Annotated in this window: 17 protein-coding genes; 4 read left to right on the forward strand and 13 right to left on the reverse strand. The window is 53.8% G+C overall.

Annotated features, from left to right (window positions below):
* Nucleotides 1–37: 37 nt before the first annotated feature.
* The 4 genes from rodZ to ndk form a co-directional block, all read right to left on the reverse strand.
* Nucleotides 38–1,045, reverse strand: a complete 1,008-nt coding sequence (gene rodZ, locus NAL19_RS15455; RefSeq protein WP_263057810.1) for a cytoskeleton protein RodZ — start codon at nt 1,043–1,045, stop codon at nt 38–40.
* Nucleotides 1,035–1,832, reverse strand: a complete 798-nt coding sequence (pilW, locus tag NAL19_RS15460) for a type IV pilus biogenesis/stability protein PilW (RefSeq protein ID WP_263057811.1) — start codon at nt 1,830–1,832, stop codon at nt 1,035–1,037. Before pilW ends, rodZ begins: the two co-directional genes overlap by 11 nt.
* 192 nt (nt 1,833–2,024) lie before the next feature.
* Entirely contained in the window at nt 2,025–3,284 is a 1,260-nt protein-coding gene (locus NAL19_RS15465) for a bifunctional tRNA (adenosine(37)-C2)-methyltransferase TrmG/ribosomal RNA large subunit methyltransferase RlmN (RefSeq protein ID WP_225085408.1), read from the reverse strand.
* A gap of 241 nt (nt 3,285–3,525) precedes the next feature.
* Complete coding sequence (ndk, locus tag NAL19_RS15470) at nt 3,526–3,954, reverse strand: nucleoside-diphosphate kinase (protein WP_015841195.1); 429 nt, start codon at nt 3,952–3,954, stop codon at nt 3,526–3,528.
* A gap of 359 nt (nt 3,955–4,313) precedes the next feature.
* Between ndk and NAL19_RS15475 the strand changes: the two genes are divergently transcribed.
* The 4 genes from NAL19_RS15475 to NAL19_RS15490 all read left to right on the forward strand — a co-directional run bounded on the left by NAL19_RS15475 (nt 4,314) and on the right by NAL19_RS15490 (nt 9,072).
* Nucleotides 4,314–5,894, forward strand: coding sequence for a PTS transporter subunit EIIC (locus tag NAL19_RS15475; protein ID WP_263057812.1), 1,581 nt, complete (start codon nt 4,314–4,316; stop codon nt 5,892–5,894).
* 13 nt (nt 5,895–5,907) lie between these two features.
* Entirely contained in the window at nt 5,908–7,269 is a 1,362-nt protein-coding gene (locus NAL19_RS15480) for a 6-phospho-alpha-glucosidase (RefSeq protein ID WP_263057813.1), read from the forward strand.
* A 103-nt stretch (nt 7,270–7,372) separates the two neighbouring features.
* Complete coding sequence (gene sseA / locus NAL19_RS15485) at nt 7,373–8,242, forward strand: 3-mercaptopyruvate sulfurtransferase (RefSeq protein WP_263057814.1); 870 nt, start codon at nt 7,373–7,375, stop codon at nt 8,240–8,242.
* A 41-nt stretch (nt 8,243–8,283) separates the two neighbouring features.
* Complete coding sequence (locus NAL19_RS15490) at nt 8,284–9,072, forward strand: MurR/RpiR family transcriptional regulator (RefSeq protein WP_263057815.1); 789 nt, start codon at nt 8,284–8,286, stop codon at nt 9,070–9,072.
* Nucleotides 9,073–9,108: 36 nt separating this feature from the next.
* Here the strand turns inward: NAL19_RS15490 and sseB are convergent, their stop codons facing one another.
* From sseB to NAL19_RS15535, 9 genes are all read right to left on the reverse strand, one after another.
* The gene (gene sseB / locus NAL19_RS15495; RefSeq protein ID WP_263057816.1) at nt 9,109–9,903 is read right to left on the reverse strand and encodes an enhanced serine sensitivity protein SseB; all 795 of its coding nucleotides are present in this window, start codon (nt 9,901–9,903) and stop codon (nt 9,109–9,111) included.
* A gap of 220 nt (nt 9,904–10,123) precedes the next feature.
* A complete protein-coding gene (gene pepB, locus NAL19_RS15500) occupies nt 10,124–11,434 on the reverse strand; it encodes an aminopeptidase PepB (protein WP_225085414.1) in 1,311 nt (436 codons plus the stop codon).
* A 198-nt stretch (nt 11,435–11,632) separates the two neighbouring features.
* A complete protein-coding gene (gene iscX, locus NAL19_RS15505) occupies nt 11,633–11,833 on the reverse strand; it encodes a Fe-S cluster assembly protein IscX (protein ID WP_010280073.1) in 201 nt (66 codons plus the stop codon).
* Nucleotides 11,834–11,854: 21 nt separating this feature from the next.
* Entirely contained in the window at nt 11,855–12,190 is a 336-nt protein-coding gene (gene fdx, locus NAL19_RS15510) for an ISC system 2Fe-2S type ferredoxin (protein ID WP_263057817.1), read from the reverse strand.
* A gap of 1 nt (nt 12,191) precedes the next feature.
* A complete protein-coding gene (gene hscA, locus NAL19_RS15515) occupies nt 12,192–14,042 on the reverse strand; it encodes a Fe-S protein assembly chaperone HscA (RefSeq protein WP_263057818.1) in 1,851 nt (616 codons plus the stop codon).
* 75 nt (nt 14,043–14,117) lie between these two features.
* Nucleotides 14,118–14,636 (reverse strand): co-chaperone HscB, encoded by a 519-nt coding sequence (gene hscB / locus NAL19_RS15520; protein ID WP_263057819.1) that lies wholly within the window; start codon nt 14,634–14,636, stop codon nt 14,118–14,120.
* Between the two features lie 70 nt (nt 14,637–14,706).
* On the reverse strand, nt 14,707–15,030 hold the full coding sequence (gene iscA / locus NAL19_RS15525; protein WP_010307854.1) for an iron-sulfur cluster assembly protein IscA: 324 nt from the start codon (nt 15,028–15,030) through the stop codon (nt 14,707–14,709).
* An 80-nt stretch (nt 15,031–15,110) separates the two neighbouring features.
* Nucleotides 15,111–15,497 carry a Fe-S cluster assembly scaffold IscU gene (gene iscU / locus NAL19_RS15530; protein WP_005970177.1) on the reverse strand — a complete coding sequence of 129 codons (387 nt, stop codon included), beginning with the start codon at nt 15,495–15,497 and terminating at the stop codon, nt 15,111–15,113.
* Between the two features lie 24 nt (nt 15,498–15,521).
* Nucleotides 15,522–16,736 (reverse strand): IscS subfamily cysteine desulfurase, encoded by a 1,215-nt coding sequence (locus NAL19_RS15535; RefSeq protein WP_263057820.1) that lies wholly within the window; start codon nt 16,734–16,736, stop codon nt 15,522–15,524.
* Between the last annotated feature and the right edge of the window lie 17 nt (nt 16,737–16,753).

The following is a 16,753-nucleotide window of genomic DNA, read 5'->3' on the forward strand; positions in this document are numbered from 1 at the left end:
TTCATCTCCAACATTGCAGTCTTACCTGAACAACACGTTATTCTGCGGTCAGCGTCAGGCGTGCAACCTGATTGCTGCGCACAAAGCGGCTTAAATCAACCGGCTTGCCTTGAAATTGAATCTGTACCGCAGCAGGTGCGCCAATTTTAAGTTTATAGGGTGACTGACCATCCAGATTCAGCGTGCCACCATTACGCTGCATACCGCTGAACAGTTTTTTGCCGCTGGCATCGGTCACTTCCAACCAGCAATCGGCCGTGAAAGTCATGACCAATGCATGGGCAGCAGAGACGGGATTGCTCTCCGCTACCGTACCCGTAGCAGGGGCAACTGCCCCAGCGCCTAACAGCGCACTACCCGCAGCCTGAGGCTGCGCGGCGTTCGCCTGTGAAGGCGATGGGCTGGAAGAGACTGGTGACGGGGTTGTTGCAGAAACGGAAGAAGAAGGCGCTGAAGGTGTCGCCGCGACAGTCGCAGACAGGTCAACCGGCGTTGAAACCGGTACCGCAGCAGAATTCTGTGCCGCTGTTTCCTGCGGTGCGCTGTTGTCCATCAACGGGACGGGCTGCCCTTCCGTCTGCGCCTGCATCGAACTGGCGTGATCGACCATGCTGTTGATTTCCGCCTGCTGAGCCTGATGGTTTTGCCACCACCATGCGCCCGTTAGCCCTAGCACAACCAGCACGACCAGCCAGGTGATTGTCATCAACCAGCCATCACGCTTTTTGCGGCTTTTTTTCAGCGAAAAACTCTGCATCGGCGAGACAGAGATCGTTTTAGGTATGGCCTGTTTATCCACAATGGGAAGCAGCTCATCTTCGGGTAAATGAACCAGCTTGGCATAAGAACGGATATAGCCGCGCAGAAAAGTCGGCGCTAAATCGGCAGGCGTCGTACCGTCTTCAATATCACGAACGGTGGAAATTTTAAGGCACAAACGCTCGGCAATAGTTTGCTGGGTAAATCCAAGACGTTCACGCGCCTCACGCAGACGTTCACCGGGTAGTTTTGCTTCTGTTGTATCTTGGGTGGCTTCAGTATTCATTAGCTAAGAAGTGCTGGTACTGTTTAGATTGTGGAAAACTTCGCGCCAGCAGGTTGCCATAACGTTTTTTATCGCCATCATGGCCCGCCAACGCGGCGAAACGAATCTGTAACCATAAGCTTTCGGCACTGGCCGAAAGAGTATGCTGATAAACATCAAGCAGCAGCCGCGCTTGCTCATTTTTCCCGGCATCAAACTGTCTGTTTGCTTCCGCCAGCAAGGCACTGCCTTTCGTCGGGTCATATTTCAGCGCCCGACTTAATAAATTGCGCGCGTTTTCAGTCTGTCCGGCATGGAAAAAGCAGTATCCCGCATTTTCCAACGCATCAGCAACCTGACTGTAATCAGGAAGTTGTGCAGCCGCACTAAACTGTCGCTGCGCCGCTACATACTGCCCTAAACTACACAGAAACGCACCGTAATTATTCATGACGCTGCCATTTTCCGGCGCCATGTTCAACACATGCTGATAACGCTGTTCGGCAAGGCGGTTTTCACCTATCCGCTGTTCGTAAAGCGCCATCCCCAATTGTGTTCGATAATCCTGCGGAGCAATCGCCACCGCTTTTTCAAGATTCTGCCGAGCCGAATCCAGATTATTGTGCGCCAGATACGCCAGCCCCAGTTGCAAGCGGGTTTGAGCGAGCGCTGGGCTTGTCGCCTCCTGAGGCGAATGCATACACCCCACCAGCAACAGCACCGCGAACAGGCCACTCAGCCCGTACGTTCCGCGTAATAACGCGATTCTCTGTGATAGAGACCATCCCTGTGATAGAACCTTTGCCATCCCTGTTCCCTCTCATTGTCATCCTAGCCAGACATCCTTGTGTCAGAGAGGTTACCTGAATATAAGCAGAGTGGCAGTCAGGCCTGGCAACAACGCGGCGCGCCTCGCAATTTGCTCACGTTTGTCCTGCAAATTACCTCAGCGGCAGACACCGGGTTAGCGTTTCCACGCTAACCCGCGCGCCATTTGATCTTAGACCGCTTTCACCGCGATAGGTTCACCTGCCATTTTCTTCTTCAGCGTACGTTTAGTTCTGTCCACGACTTCGCCCGCCAACTGGCCGCAGGCCGCATCAATGTCATCCCCACGGGTTTTACGTACGATCGTCGTGAAGCCATACTCCATCAGTACCTTGGAGAAACGGTCAACGCGGCTGTTTGAGCTGCGGCCATACGGCGCGCCCGGGAACGGGTTCCACGGAATCAGGTTAATTTTGCACGGCGTATCTTTCAGGCATTCAGCCAGTTGATGTGCGTGCTCGGTGCCGTCATTGATATGATCCAACATCACGTACTCAACGGTAACACGTCCCTGATTCGCATTGGATTTTTCCAGATAGCGACGCACCGCGCTCAGGAACATCTCGATATTGTACTTTTTGTTGATCGGCATGATTTCGTTGCGGATGTCGTCGGTCGGCGCATGCAAAGAAATCGCCAGCGCAACATCAATCATATCGCCCAGTTTATCCAACGCAGGCACGACACCAGACGTGGACAGCGTCACACGACGCTTGGACAGGCCGAAACCGAAGTCATCCAGCATGATTTCCATCGCTGGCACCACGTTGGTCAGGTTCAGCAGCGGTTCACCCATTCCCATCATGACGACGTTGGTGATGGGACGCTGACCAGTGACTTTAAAAGCGCCGATAATCTTCGCCGCACGCCACACCTGGCCGATAATTTCCGATACGCGCAGGTTACGGTTAAAGCCCTGCTGTGCCGTTGAACAGAATTTGCACTCCAGCGCGCAGCCTACCTGAGAAGATACGCACAGCGTGGCGCGATCTTCTTCAGGAATATAAACCGTTTCGACCCGCTGGCCGCCCACCAGAATCGCCCACTTAATCGTGCCGTCGGAAGAACGTTGTTCATCTACGACTTCAGGCGCGCGAATCTCAGCGACTTCCTGCAATTTGCTGCGGAAGACTTTGTTAATATCCGTCATCTGGTTGAAGTCATCACAGCAGTAGTGATAAATCCATTTCATGACCTGATCGGCGCGGAACGGTTTCTCTCCCATCGACATGAAGAGGTCACGCATTTGCTGGCGGTTAAGATCCAACAGGTTGATTTTTTCCGCACTGGTTTTAACGGATTGAGAGGCATCAGCGGACGCCGGAGAGAATTCGGACACGGTTTGCTCGGATACGGTAGTTGTTGTAGATGCGACAGTCGTAGATGCGGTCGTTTCAGGCACGACGGTTTCAGACGCGATTTGCTTAGACATTGTCAATCCTGGCCTCGTTATTACACGTTATGGCGCTAAAAAGAAGGTTGAATTCGATGGTTATGACCAAAGAAACGCCCCGGATAAGTGCAGGCTCATCTGGGGCGCAGCATTGTACAAAGTTTAAAACAGGTAAGCTACCATCACCGCTTTTTTTCTGTGTCATTGCTTCGACACGGCACATTAACGCAACGAAAAAGAAGCAACATCACACGCGCTAACCTGTTTATTACCCGCAAGATTACGCGCGCGGGCAGATTTCATCATCGCTGAAGAAATACGCGATTTCACGCTGAGCAGATTCAATAGAATCAGAACCGTGTACCGCGTTCGCCGTGAAGCTGTCAGCGTAATCCGCACGCAGCGTGCCCGCCAGTGCATTTGCCGGGTTGGTGGCACCCATGATGTCACGGTTACGTTGAACGGCGTTTTCACCTTCCAGCACCTGCACCATGATTGGGCCAGACATCATGAATTCAACCAGGCCATCAAAGAACGGCTTGCCTTTATGCTCAGCGTAAAAGCCTTCCGCTTGCTCACGGCTCAGGCGCAGCATTTTAGCCGCAACAAGGGTAAAACCGGCGCTTTCAAAGCGTGCGTAAATCGAACCAATGGCATTCTTGGCAACCGCATTCGGTTTTACGATGGAGAAGGTACGTTCTATCGTCATATTGACCTCATTAACTAAACTGTCAGATTGCAGCCGGATTATAAGAATTGTCTACCCAGCCAGTGAAAGTGGCGCAAATTATAGGTGCAGAGACCTTTGTTGCCTACCAAGGAAATAACATTTTATTAAAAAAATGTTACCTCTCATTTCCTCTTCATTAACGATTACGCCTCGCACTTTTTCGTCCCCCACAGCCCTTGCGCGGGATGTAACAAATCATCAGCGATCACAGTTCTGAAGGTTACTTGTAACGTTATAGGTTATTTGTTTTTAAAACAATAAGATAACTAGAATTCTCTTATCGTTCACTGCTAGCCTTGCTGCTGTACCCACCATAATGGCCAGTAAGAGGGCTGATAATGAAAAGAGCGGTCAATGCATTGCAAAATTTCGGCAAGTCCCTGTATGGGCCAGTGCTGATACTCCCGATTGTCGGGCTATTCATCGCATTTGGGAACGTGTTTGGTAACGGCAACTTAGCGGGCTATGTCCCTTTACTTAATCACCCTTTAATTCAGGATTTTGGTCAACTGGTTTCCAAATCTGCTGTAGCGATTCTGGCTAATTTGGCGCTGGTATTCGCCGTTGGGATCCCGATTGGATTGGCAAAACGCGATAAGGGCTACGCTGCGCTGATCGGTCTGGTGATGTTCATCATCTTCATTAACGCCATGAATATCACGCTGCAATTACAGGGCAAACTCGTGCCAGTCGCAGAGATGCGCTCCGCCGGACAAGGCATGGTGCTGGGCGTTCAGGTGCTGGAAATGGGCGTTTTCGCCGGTATCCTGATCGGCGGATTCGCAGGCTATCTGTATAACCGCTATTCCAGTAAACAGTTTAACGGTGTCATGGCGATTTATTCCGGCCACTGCTTCGTTGCCATTCTGGTTATTCCGCTGGCGATTGCGCTGGGCTTTGCGATGAGCGCGCTGTGGCCGTTTGCTCAGCACGGCATTACCTGGCTGGCTTTCGCGATTAAGGGGGCAGGCCCTGTTGGCATCGCCATTTATGGTTTTCTGGAACGCGTGCTAATCCCCACCGGGCTGCATCACCTGGTCTATACCCCATTCCTGTACACCGAACTGGGCGGCACCGCAGAGGTATGCGGCAAGTTGTATCAGGGCGCACGCAACATCTATTTTGCTGAAATGGCCTGTCAGGACGTCAAACAGCTGAGTTCCACCGTAGTCTGGGACGCACGTGGCATCAGTAAAATGTTTGGTCTGACTGCCGCCGCATTGGCGATGTACGTCACAGCGAAGCCAGAAAAGCGTCTGGCAGCCAAAGCCATTCTGATTCCGGCCGCTTTTACCTCTTTCTTGCTGGGTGTCACCGAGCCGCTGGAATTCTCCTTCCTGTTCGTCGCGCCCATGCTATTTGCCGTCCACGCCGTACTAACTGGCATAGGCATGATGCTGTTCTCCATCATGGGCGTGCATGCCATTGGTGCCAACGGCGTCATCGACTTCCTGCTTTATAACCTGCCGCTGGGCATCGAGAAATCTAACTGGCCGATGTACATCGCGGTTGGGCTGACTATGTCGGTGATTTACTTCTTCGTCTTCCGCTTCCTGATTCTGTATTTCGATATGCCAACACCCGGACGTGAAACCGATGAGGAAGAGACGCGCCTGTACTCTAAAAACGAATATCAGGCGAAAGCCGAGAGCCAGGTAAAAACGCAGGACGCAGTGAAGAACGATGCTCCGCCTGTCGGCGCTACCATTATTGCCGGACTGGGCGGTAAACCAAACATCGAGGTAGTGGATAACTGTTACACGCGCCTGCGGGTCACGCTGATCGACCCGAATCTGGTAGACGAACAACAGCTTAAGAACACCGGTGCGAAAGCCGTTATCCGGCAGGGTAACAACGTACAGGTGGTTTACGGACTTCACGTCAAAACGATACGCGAAGCAGTTGAAAACGCGCTTTAACAGGAGACTGACCATGACGAAACCCCCATTCATTCTGACCATTGCCGGCGGCGGCAGCACCTATACCCCAGGCATCGTAAAGAGTCTGATGGTACGTCTCGCGGATTTCCCGCTGGCAGAGATTCGTTTGTATGACATCGACGGCCCACGGCAGGACATCATCGCGCCGGTGGTGGAAAAGGTCATTCGTGACCACAGTGACAGCATCGTTTTTACCGTCACGACCGACGCGGAGACCGCGTTTAGCGGCGCCCACTTTGTCTTTGCCCAGATGCGTGTCGGGCAGTACAAGATGCGCGAGCAGGACGAGAAAATCCCGCTACGTCACGGCGTCGTCGGGCAGGAAACCTGTGGCCCCGGCGGACTGGCCTACGGCCTGCGCACCATTCTGCCTATGGCTGAGCTGATCGATCTGGTTGAGCGCTATGCGCATAAAGAGGCGTGGATCGTCAATTACTCCAACCCTGCCGCAATCGTTGCCGAAGGCGTACGCCGCCTGCGTCCTAACGCCCGCGTGCTGAATATCTGCGACATGCCGGTTGCCGCGATGCGTAACATTGCCGCCGTGCTGGGCGTCGATCGTCACGACATCACGGTGGACTATTTCGGGTTGAACCACTTCGGCTGGTTTACCCGCGTGCTGGTCGATGGTGTCGATCGTATGCCGGAGTTGCGCGAACACATCGCCCGCTACGGTCTGCTGACCGCCGATGCCGCCGATACTGACCCACAACACGCCGATCCATCGTGGGTGAAAACCTGGCGCAACATCAAACCCGTCATGGATCATTTCCCGGAGTTCGTGCCAAATCCGTATTTGCAGTACTACCTGATGCCGAATCAGATCGTGGAGCATCAGGACCCTGACTACACGCGCGCCAATGAAGTGATGGACGGGCGTGAGAAGAAGCTGTTTGCAGCCGCCGCCAGCTACAAAGAAACCGGTATTCTGTCGGATGCGTTCCACGTTGGCGTACACGGCGCGTTCATTGTTGATGTCGCCTGCTCGCTGGCGTTCGATCTGCGTCAGCGTCATCTGGTGATCGTCGAGAATAAAGGTGCCATCGCCAATCTGCCGTACGACGCGATGGTCGAAGTGCCCGCCTATATCACCGCGCAAGGGCCGGAGCCGGTGCGGATGGGGAACGTACCGCAGTTCCATCGTGCCTTACTGGAACAGCAGTTGGCGTCCGAACAATTGCTAGTAGAAGCCACGCTGGAAGGCAGCTACGAGAAGGCCTTGCAGGCATTTACCCTGAACCGTACCGTGCCGACGATGCAGCACGCCAAAGCCATTCTGGATGAGATGATTGAAGCCAATCAGGATTACTGGCCGCAATTAAAACAAGCATATAGAGACGGTATCGCCCAATAATCTGCGACTTGTCGGATGAGGGAAAATCGCTGACAATGAATCTACCATTGAATATCAATGGTAGATTCGGGGCTGAATTCGTCGGCCCCAACGTGGAGGATCTATGTCAGCATCGTCTTCTGATTTGCCCGTTTCTCATGAGCGGTTTGTTTCCGCAGACTGGCTTGCCAGCCGCCTGAATAACAGCAGTATCACACTCATTGATGCCCGAATGCTGCCACCGGGCAACACCACCCGTGATATTCATGCCGAATACCGCGCCGGTCACCTACCTGGCGCGGTTTTTTTTGATATTGAAACCCTGTCCGATCACAGTACCGATCTGCCGCATATGATGCCAACTCGCGAAAACTTCGCACGGGCGATGAGCGAGTTGGGGATTGATAACCAGCAGCATCTGGTGATTTACGATGAAGGAAATCTCTTCTCAGCGCCGCGCGCGTGGTGGATGTTGCACACCTTCGGTGCGACATCCCTTTCAATCCTGAGCGGGGGTCTGGCAGGCTGGAAAGCGCAAAATATGCCGTTGGAACAGGGTGATGTGACACCGAAACCAACCACGTTTCACGCTACGTTGGATGAAAGCGCGATTCGCTCACGCGATGATGTACTTTCCATCAGCCGGGATAAATCAGAACAGATTGTCGATGCCCGTCCCGCGCCGCGCTTTCATGCCGAAGTGGACGAACCGCGTCCCGGCCTGCATCGCGGCCATATTCCCGGCAGCCTGAACGTGCCGTGGACCGATTTAGTACATAACGGTGCGCTGAAACCCAACGCTGAACTGGCAACCATTCTGCATAAGAATGGGGTGGATTTCACTCGCCCTATCGTCGCTAGCTGTGGCTCCGGCGTCACGGCATCTGTCGTTGTGCTGGCGCTGACGCAGTTAAATGTCCCGAATGTGACGCTGTACGACGGTTCATGGAGTGATTGGGGTAGCCGCGATGATGTTCCGATTGCGCGCGATTAATCCCGTTCAGTGTGTTATTTGCCGTCAATCAGGGGTAGCGGGTGGATAATCGGCTGGCATCCTTAATGCAGCATGGTCAGGTACTGACGCGCGCGGAGTATCGCGTGCTGGCTTTTATCGCCGAACATTCGTCGTTGATAGGCAAAATAACGGTGCGTGAACTGGCGCAGAAGACCTATGTCTCCACCGCCACCATCATGCGGCTGTGCCAGAAAATCGGCTTTAGCGGCTACAGCGAATTCATTTATCACTGTAAAACGCTGCTCACGGATAATCCGCGTCTTGCTCCCTCGCCCGTCGACACGCCTGATGACGCTTCGCTTCCCGATGCCTTCCCGCATTTTGTCGATAATTACCGCCGCACATTTGCCTACATTAGCCATCAGGATAGAGCGACGTTCAGCGCTATCCTGCGACAGGAAAGCCATTTTTTCCTCTATGGCGCGGGGTTCTCCCATCTGTTTGCCGAGTATTTGGCGAAGAAGTTACAGGTGTTGGGGAAAGATGCGTTCTCTTCCGGGCTAGGAGACAGCCGAGGCATTTTTCTTAATAACGCACCGAAATATCAGGTGTTTATCGCTATCTCCCGCAGTGGAGAGACCGAACAAGTGTTGGATAAGGCGCGTATCGCCAAAAACATTGGCATGAAGGTGATCGCGTTTACCCGAGCGTCGTTGAATTCATTAGGCGAGTTGGCCGATTTACACTTCCGGCTCTACGATGATGCGGTTCACTATGCGGCGGAAGCTGGCGAGATTAGCTCATTTGAATCGAATCTGGTGATGCTGATCGATTTACTGTTGTTGCAGGCAACAGCGGAAAAATCGTAATCCGCTGTCGCCTGTATCAAATTTACATAATCGGTATCAGGCGTTGCCGGTGGCCTTAAACTCCCTCAGGAAACTCCCCCACTTGCGTTCATAGAACGGCGTGGTGTGTTTAATCATGTAGTGGCTGATCCCCGGCTCACCTTCTTTCACCAAACACAGATCGACAGGACGCTCGTCCGGCAAGGTATCACTGGCGACGCTGCCCGCTTCACGGATGATGGTTTCTTCATCCTGATCGACATCAATCCCAATCAGCAGGTGGGGCTGTTCTTCGCCCGGCTCCTGAATCTGCGCCAAAAACGCTCGTTTTACATGGCGATGCTTGGTAAACAGCTGCGTCAGGGAATCAATCATCTGTGCTGGCATCTCGGCTGGCTGACTCAGCAAGACCTGCATCTCTTCTTCGACGATACGCTGCTGAACAAAACCGTGACCTTCGCCAGACAGAATATGTTCAATTTCCTGCGGCAAAAACTCTTTGCCATACGGAAGTTTAGGATTGAGGAACAGCGTGACGCCCTGTGTCATTTCAAACAGCGAACGCGTCGGTAGAGCCAGAAAAGACGCTTCTTCCGTAATCACGCTCTGTAAAGCTTCCAGAGAAGAGAAGAAAGGAATAGCAGATGAGCCATCGTCTTTTTCCCAGTGTTGGATATTCACATTACTGCCCGCATGCAACACCACCTCACCGGATTCATCCCCGTCATCGGTCGTGCCCAACACAAACACCGTGGCTTCCATCAGTTCACTGAAAAACTCAGGACGATGTGCGGGTTCCGTTGCAGCCAGAATCAGCACTTCTTCCAGTTTATTACGTGGCGAAAACTCCATACTTTCCTCAACATGATTACGTTAAAAAACCGACGCGTGAGGCTCTAATGCCGATCGGTTAAGGATCGAGATACCGGGGGCTACCACGATGCGAGGCATCCCTGCGGGAGCCTCATCACTGTGTTTCCCCCTAACCCCATGCTTAAGTGACTAGCATTACGCATGAGGCGCGGCGTTATGTCTCAACACATTCGGTAAATGGCAGATAAGTCTGAAACGACTATTTGGCGTTGCTCAGCAAGAGATTCGCCAGCGTGCGTACGCCGAGCCCCGTTGCACCTGTCGCCCACTGATCCACCGCGCCTTTACGGTACGTCGCGGAACAGTCGATGTGCAGCCAGCCCTGTTGGTAATTTTTCACAAAGTGCGACAGGAAAGCCGCCGCCGTGCTGGCACCGGCGGTGTGCGCACCGCTGGCAATATTGTTCAGATCGGCAAAGCTGGACGGCAGGTGACTACGGTGGAACTCTTCCAGCGGCAGACGCCAGAACGGCTCATTCTCTTCTTTCGCACTGTCCTGCAATGCCGCCACCAGCTCGTCATCAAAGCTGAACAGCGCGTGATAGTCGTTGCCCAGCGCCGTTTTCGCCGCGCCCGTCAGCGTTGCACAGTCGATAATCCACTGCGGGTTCTGCTCGGAGGCATCGATCAGGCCGTCCGCCAGTACCAGACGCCCTTCCGCATCGGTGTTCATGACTTCAACCGTCTTGCCGTTGCGGTAGCGAATAATATCGCCCAGTCGGAATGCATTGCCACTCACCATGTTGTCCGCACAGCACAGATACAGTTTCACGCGCTGTTGCAAACCACGCGCCGCCGCCAGCGCCAGTGCGCCAGTCAGAGTAGCTGCACCGCCCATATCTGATTTCATGGAATCCATAGAGCTGCTCGGTTTCAGACTGTAGCCGCCGGTATCAAACGTAATCCCTTTCCCCACCAGACAGGCGAACACTGGCGCATCCGCATTACCCGTTGGGTTATAGTCCAGCGCCAGTAGCACCGGCTGACGTTCAGAGCCGCGGCCGACCGTGTGCAGGCCGGCATAATTTTGCTCACGTAGATCTTCACCTTTGGTGATGCGGTAGCTAACAGCATCACAGGCAACGTCACACAGCAGATCGACCGCGCGGGTTGCCAACTGCTCTGGCCCCAAATCTTCAGCAGGCAGGTTAATGGTGTCACGCACCCAGTCCACAATCTTCAGCCGATCGTTAAACTCTTTCTGATCGGCCTCATTCAGTTCCGCCCACTCAACCGTTCTTTGCCCTTTCGGCCCGCGATAACCCTGCCAGAATGCCCAGCTGTTTGCCAGATCCCAGCCTTCACCTGCCAGTTTAACGTGTTTGATCCCCTGCCCATCGATTTTGCGGGCAGCACGCTGGATCACCGCCAGTGCAGCTTTACCATTCAGCGACGTCGTTCCAACATGAATGGTAAACCCCTGCTCATTCACACTCAGCGTCGCTTTTTCTCCCCAGCGCGCATCAGCAGGTTGAGTGGAGAGTGAAATCAGCATGGTATTGTTCGTCATAGTGCTTCTCCGATAATGGGTATGCCTGCCACTTTTCATGTTTGCAGGTGCTTTTCATAGTTGCAGATACGTTATTTATCAGTGCTTGTTTATCAATATTCAGCTTACCGATAAATAAACTGTGCATCATGACATGAAAATGTTACGAATTTTGGCACGAGAATAAAACGGGCCACCCAAGGCAGCCCCGTCATTGTGCTATTCAGCTTCATCTAACCAGACCAGCAGGATCGCTTCCAGAATTTTTTCATTGGAAGCGTCCGGCCGATCATCAAATTCATCCAGTTCGCAGATCCATTGGTGCATGTCTGTGAAACGCACGGTTTTCGGATCGAGATCGGGAAACTGATCGTAAAGCGCTTCGCCGATAGCCCGGCTGTCTGTCCATTTTAATCCCATCGCGGTTTCTCCTTATTCAGATCAATGCTCGCGTGCATGGTTGATCGTGTAGCGCGGCATCTCGACAACCAGATCGTCCCCGGCGATACGCGCCTGACAGCCCAGACGGCTTTCCGGCTCCAGCCCCCACGCTTTATCCAGCATGTCGTCTTCTTCTTCCGTGCTTTCCGCCAGCGAGTCAAACCCTTCACGCACGATGCAGTGGCAGGTGGTGCAGGCGCAGGATTTCTCGCAGGCGTGCTCAACGTCAATACCGTTACGCAAAGCGACTTCCAGAATGCTTTCACCGCGTTCCGCTTCCAACACCGCACCTTCAGGACACAGATCCTGATGCGGTAAAAAAACTATCTTAGGCATGTTACACCTCATCCACAGAATGGCCTGCCAGCGCGCGACGGATAGAGGCATCCATACGACGAGCCGCGAATTCCTGGGTTTGTTGATCGACTGTTTTAATCGCGGCTTCAATCGCCATGGGATCGCTGCCCTGCATTATCGTGTGCAGGTGTTCGGATGCCGCGACAATGATGCCTTTTTCGTCATTGCTCAATAACTCGGCGTCGGCCACCAGCGCGCTTTGCAAACTTTCCAGCACGCGTGCCGCTTCCACTTTTTGCTCTGCCAGACGACGCGCGCCGACATCTTCCTTCGCGTTCAGCATCGAATCGGTGATCATGGTGGCAATTTCTGTATCGCTCAGGCCGTATGACGGTTTCACCTGAATGGATGCCTCAACGCCCGTCGATTTCTCCATCGCCGTCACGCTCAGCAGGCCATCCGCATCCACCTGAAAAGTCACACGAATGTGGGCTCCACCGGCAGGCAACGGCGGCAAGCCGCGCAGCGAGAAGCGCGCAAGCGAACGGCAATCCGCCACCATTTCACGCTCGCCCTGCAAGACGTGGATCATCATGCCACTCTGGCCGTCTTTGAAGGTGGTAAATTCCTGTGCGCGGGCAACCGGGATCGTGGTATTGCGCGGAATGATTTTTTCCACCAGTCCGCCCATCGTCTCCAGCCCCAGCGACAGGGGGATAACATCCAGCAGCAGCATGTCACTATCTGGCTTGTTACCCACCAGAATATCCGCCTGGATCGCCGCGCCGATAGCCACGACTTTATCTGGATCGATCGACGTCAGCGGTGTACGGCCAAAAAACGTCCCTACCTGCTCACGCACCAGCGGAACGCGCGTCGATCCGCCCACCATCACCACTTCCAGCACGTCTTCTGGCGTCAGTCCCGCGTCTTTCAGCGTACGACGACAGGACAGCAGCGTGCGTTTCACCAGTTGAGCGATCAGCGAATCAAACTGCTCGCGAGTCACATCACCTTGCCAGCCAGCAACATCTACACGGGCTGACTCGGCGCTGCTAAGTGCAATCTTGGCTTTCACTGCCGCGTCGCGAAAGGCATGATCCAACTGGCGATCGTCACGATCGTGAATGCCCGCCTGCTCACGCAACCACTCTGCCAGCAGATGATCGAAATCATCACCGCCCAGCGCAGAATCCCCGCCCGTTGCCAGCACCTCAAATACGCCGCGGCTCAGGCGCAGAATAGAAATATCAAAGGTGCCGCCGCCCAGATCGTAAATAGCGATCACGCCCTCTTTACCGGAATCGAGCCCGTAGGCAATCGCGGCGGCGGTCGGTTCATTCAGCAGGCGCAAGACGTGCAGCCCAGCCAGACGTGCTGCGTCTTTGGTGCCCTGACGCTGTGCGTCATCGAAGTACGCAGGAACCGTAATCACCACGCCATCAGGCACGCCGCCTAATGCCGCTTCCGCGCGCGCGGCCAGTGCGGACAAAATATCCGCCGACACTTGTACAGGATTGAGGTTGCCAGCTGAGGTCTGAATCAGCGGCAGGCCGTTATCGCTGGCATGAAAACGATACGGCAAATGAGGATAGCGCTGCTGAATATCATCCAGAGAGCGCCCCATCAGGCGTTTAACTGAACTGACGGTATTTTCCAGATCGTGTGCAGCATTATCGCGCGCGTGCCAGCCAACGCTGTGACCATCGCGGCGGTAGTGGACAACCGACAGCAGCAGATCGCGCCCGTCGCTATCTGCCAGCGTCTGGGCTTCGCCACTGCGTACAGTGGCAACAAGAGAATGGGTGGTACCTAAATCAATACCGACAGCCAGACGGCGCTGGTGCGGTGCGGCACTCAGGCCAGGCTCACTAATTTGTAATAAGGCCATATTGAGCTTCCATCAATTGGCTAGCGAAAAATCCAATCTGGCAATGGCCATCGGGTTTCCCGCCGAATTAACCCGTTATTTGTCCAGCAGTTGTTCTTCGAGTGCTTCAACTTGTTGCTGGAGCTTGTCTAAAAAGCGTAGCTTGCGCACGGTGTCTGCGGCGTCTGTCCACGTCTCACTATTGAGTTCATCACGCATCTGCGAACGGCGTTTGGCAATCGTTGCCTGCAACCGCTCGGAAAACGCGGCTAGCGCCTCATCCGCATCAGAACGCTGCGAGATCGCATCCAATTCTTCGCGCAATTCCAGCTGTTCCATCAGGAATGTCGTATCCTTCATCGTATGCTGTTCGTTGTTCACATCAAAACCGTGCAGCGACAACATATACTCCGCGCGTTTCAGCGGATGCTTGAGCGCCTGATAAGCATTGTTGATCGTCGCCGCCTGTTGCACCGCCAGCATACGCTCGCGCTCCGGGCTGGCAGCATAACGATCAGGATGGAACTGACGTTGCAGCTCCTGAAAACGGGATGAAAGCAGGCCGCCATCCACATCATAGCGAATCGGCAGCCCGAATAACGTAAAGTAATCCATAGTGGTACTCAGGGAGTGCTGGGTAGCTGCGCCGATCATTCACTGACAGCACGCGACTACCCAAGAGGGGTCAGACGTTGAAACTTTCGCCGCAACCGCATTCGCCGGAAATGTTAGGATTATTGAACTTAAAGCCTTCGTTCAGCCCTTCTTTGACGAAATCCAACTCGGTTCCATCAAGATAGACCAGGCTTTTGCCGTCCACGATGACTTTGACGCCTTTGTCTTCAAAGACCGTATCGCCATCGTTCAAATCATCAACAAACTCCAGCACATACGCCATACCGGAACAGCCGGATGTTCGTACGCCAAGACGCAGCCCAAGGCCTTTACCCCGGTTTGCGATGAAAGCGCTCACGCGTTGTGCCGCACTTTCGCTCAGAGAAATCGACATACTGTTACCTCGATCGTTCGCCGCCTCGACGGGAACAGGCACCGAGAGAAACGGTGACCCGCCGAGTTCAGCCGCAGAGATTACTGCGCGTCGCGTTTACTTTTGTAATCCGCAATCGCTGCCTTGATAGCGTCTTCCGCCAGAATGGAGCAGTGAATCTTCACCGGCGGTAGCTCAAGCTCTTCGGCAATCTGCGTGTTCTTAATCGCTTCTGCTTCATTCAGCGATTTGCCTTTTACCCACTCTGTGACCAGCGAGCTGGAGGCAATGGCAGAACCACAACCGTACGTCTTGAAGCGGGCATCTTCGATGATACCCTCATTGTTGACTTTTATCTGCAACTTCATCACATCGCCGCACGCTGGCGCGCCGACCATGCCGCTGCCGATAGAAGGATCGGCGTTGTCAAATGAACCCACGTTGCGTGGGTTTTCATAGTGATCAATTACTTTTTCGCTGTAAGCCATGATAGTCGTCCCCGATCGGGTGAATTAATGATGCGCCCATTCGATGCTGCTGATATCCACGCCCTGCTTAAACATTTCCCACAGCGGAGAAAGATCGCGCAGACGACCGATGGATGTACGCACCAGCTCGATGGTGTAGTCGATCTCTTCTTCGGTGGTAAAACGCCCCAGCGAGAAACGGATCGAGCTATGCGCCAGCTCATCATTCATGCCCAGCGCACGTAACACGTAGGAGGGCTCCAGACTGGCCGACGTACAGGCAGAACCGGACGACACCGCCAGATCCTTGAGCGCCATAATCAGCGATTCGCCTTCAACATAGTTGAAGCTGACGTTCAGGATGTTAGGCGCGCCCTGCTCAATGTCACCATTCAGGTAGACTTCTTCAATATCATTAATTCCGTTCCACAGACGATCGCGCAGCGTGCGCAGGCGATCCATTTCTGCGGTCATCTCTTCTTTCGCGATGCGGTAGGCTTCGCCCATACCGACAATCTGGTGCACAGGCAAGGTGCCAGAACGCATGCCGCGCTCATGGCCGCCGCCGTGCATCTGTGCTTCGAGACGAATACGGGGTTTACGACGAACATACAGTGCCCCGATCCCTTTCGGCCCATAGATTTTATGGCCGGAGAAAGACATCAGATCCACTTTTAACTGGTTGAGATCGATAGGCAACTTGCCTACGCTCTGCGTGGCGTCGACGTGGAACACGATACCGCGACTGCGGCACAGGTCGCCGATCGTTTCGATATCCTGCACAACACCGATTTCATTGTTGACGTGCATGATGGAAACCAGAATGGTGTCTTCACGCATTGCCGCTTCGAGTTCCGCCAGATCGATAATGCCATTACGCTGCGGAGCCAGATAAGTCACCTCGAAGCCTTCGCGTTCAAGCTGACGACAGGTATCCAGCACGGCTTTATGTTCGGTCTTGCTGGTGATGATGTGCTTGCCCTTCTTCTGGTAGAAGTTGGCAACACCTTTAATCGCGAGGTTATCGGCTTCGGTCGCGCCTGACGTGAAGACGATCTCACGTGGGTCGGCGCCGACCAGCTCAGCAATTTGGTTACGGGCGATATCTACCGCCTCTTCCGCCTGCCAGCCAAAACGGTGGGAACGGGAGGCCGGATTACCGAACGTGCCGTCCAAAGTCAAAAATTGCATCATTTTCTCAGCGACGCGCGGATCAACTGGCGTGGTGGCTGAGTAGTCGAGATAGATAGGTAACTTCATTGCTCATAAACTCCGTA

This window comes from Pectobacterium sp. F1-1 (assembly GCF_025643735.1).
Classification (GTDB): Bacteria; Pseudomonadota; Gammaproteobacteria; order Enterobacterales; family Enterobacteriaceae; genus Pectobacterium; species Pectobacterium colocasium.

What these genes read in the sequence shown, in the direction of transcription:
- sseA (WP_263057814.1), top strand. Translation starts at nt 7,373, where the DNA reads ATGTCAGCATCGTCTTCTGATTTGCCCGTTTCTCATGAGCGGTTTGTT.
- iscA (WP_010307854.1), bottom strand. Translation starts at nt 15,030, where the DNA reads ATGTCGATTTCTCTGAGCGAAAGTGCGGCACAACGCGTGAGCGCTTTC.
- ndk (WP_015841195.1), bottom strand. Translation starts at nt 3,954, where the DNA reads ATGACGATAGAACGTACCTTCTCCATCGTAAAACCGAATGCGGTTGCC.
- hscB (WP_263057819.1), bottom strand. Translation starts at nt 14,636, where the DNA reads ATGGATTACTTTACGTTATTCGGGCTGCCGATTCGCTATGATGTGGAT.
- iscX (WP_010280073.1), bottom strand. Translation starts at nt 11,833, where the DNA reads ATGGGATTAAAATGGACAGACAGCCGGGCTATCGGCGAAGCGCTTTAC.
- NAL19_RS15475 (WP_263057812.1), top strand. Translation starts at nt 4,314, where the DNA reads ATGAAAAGAGCGGTCAATGCATTGCAAAATTTCGGCAAGTCCCTGTAT.
- NAL19_RS15480 (WP_263057813.1), top strand. Translation starts at nt 5,908, where the DNA reads ATGACGAAACCCCCATTCATTCTGACCATTGCCGGCGGCGGCAGCACC.
- pepB (WP_225085414.1), bottom strand. Translation starts at nt 11,434, where the DNA reads ATGACGAACAATACCATGCTGATTTCACTCTCCACTCAACCTGCTGAT.
- sseB (WP_263057816.1), bottom strand. Translation starts at nt 9,903, where the DNA reads ATGGAGTTTTCGCCACGTAATAAACTGGAAGAAGTGCTGATTCTGGCT.
- NAL19_RS15465 (WP_225085408.1), bottom strand. Translation starts at nt 3,284, where the DNA reads ATGTCTAAGCAAATCGCGTCTGAAACCGTCGTGCCTGAAACGACCGCA.
- iscU (WP_005970177.1), bottom strand. Translation starts at nt 15,497, where the DNA reads ATGGCTTACAGCGAAAAAGTAATTGATCACTATGAAAACCCACGCAAC.
- fdx (WP_263057817.1), bottom strand. Translation starts at nt 12,190, where the DNA reads ATGCCTAAGATAGTTTTTTTACCGCATCAGGATCTGTGTCCTGAAGGT.
- hscA (WP_263057818.1), bottom strand. Translation starts at nt 14,042, where the DNA reads ATGGCCTTATTACAAATTAGTGAGCCTGGCCTGAGTGCCGCACCGCAC.
- pilW (WP_263057811.1), bottom strand. Translation starts at nt 1,832, where the DNA reads ATGGCAAAGGTTCTATCACAGGGATGGTCTCTATCACAGAGAATCGCG.
- NAL19_RS15535 (WP_263057820.1), bottom strand. Translation starts at nt 16,736, where the DNA reads ATGAAGTTACCTATCTATCTCGACTACTCAGCCACCACGCCAGTTGAT.
- rodZ (WP_263057810.1), bottom strand. Translation starts at nt 1,045, where the DNA reads ATGAATACTGAAGCCACCCAAGATACAACAGAAGCAAAACTACCCGGT.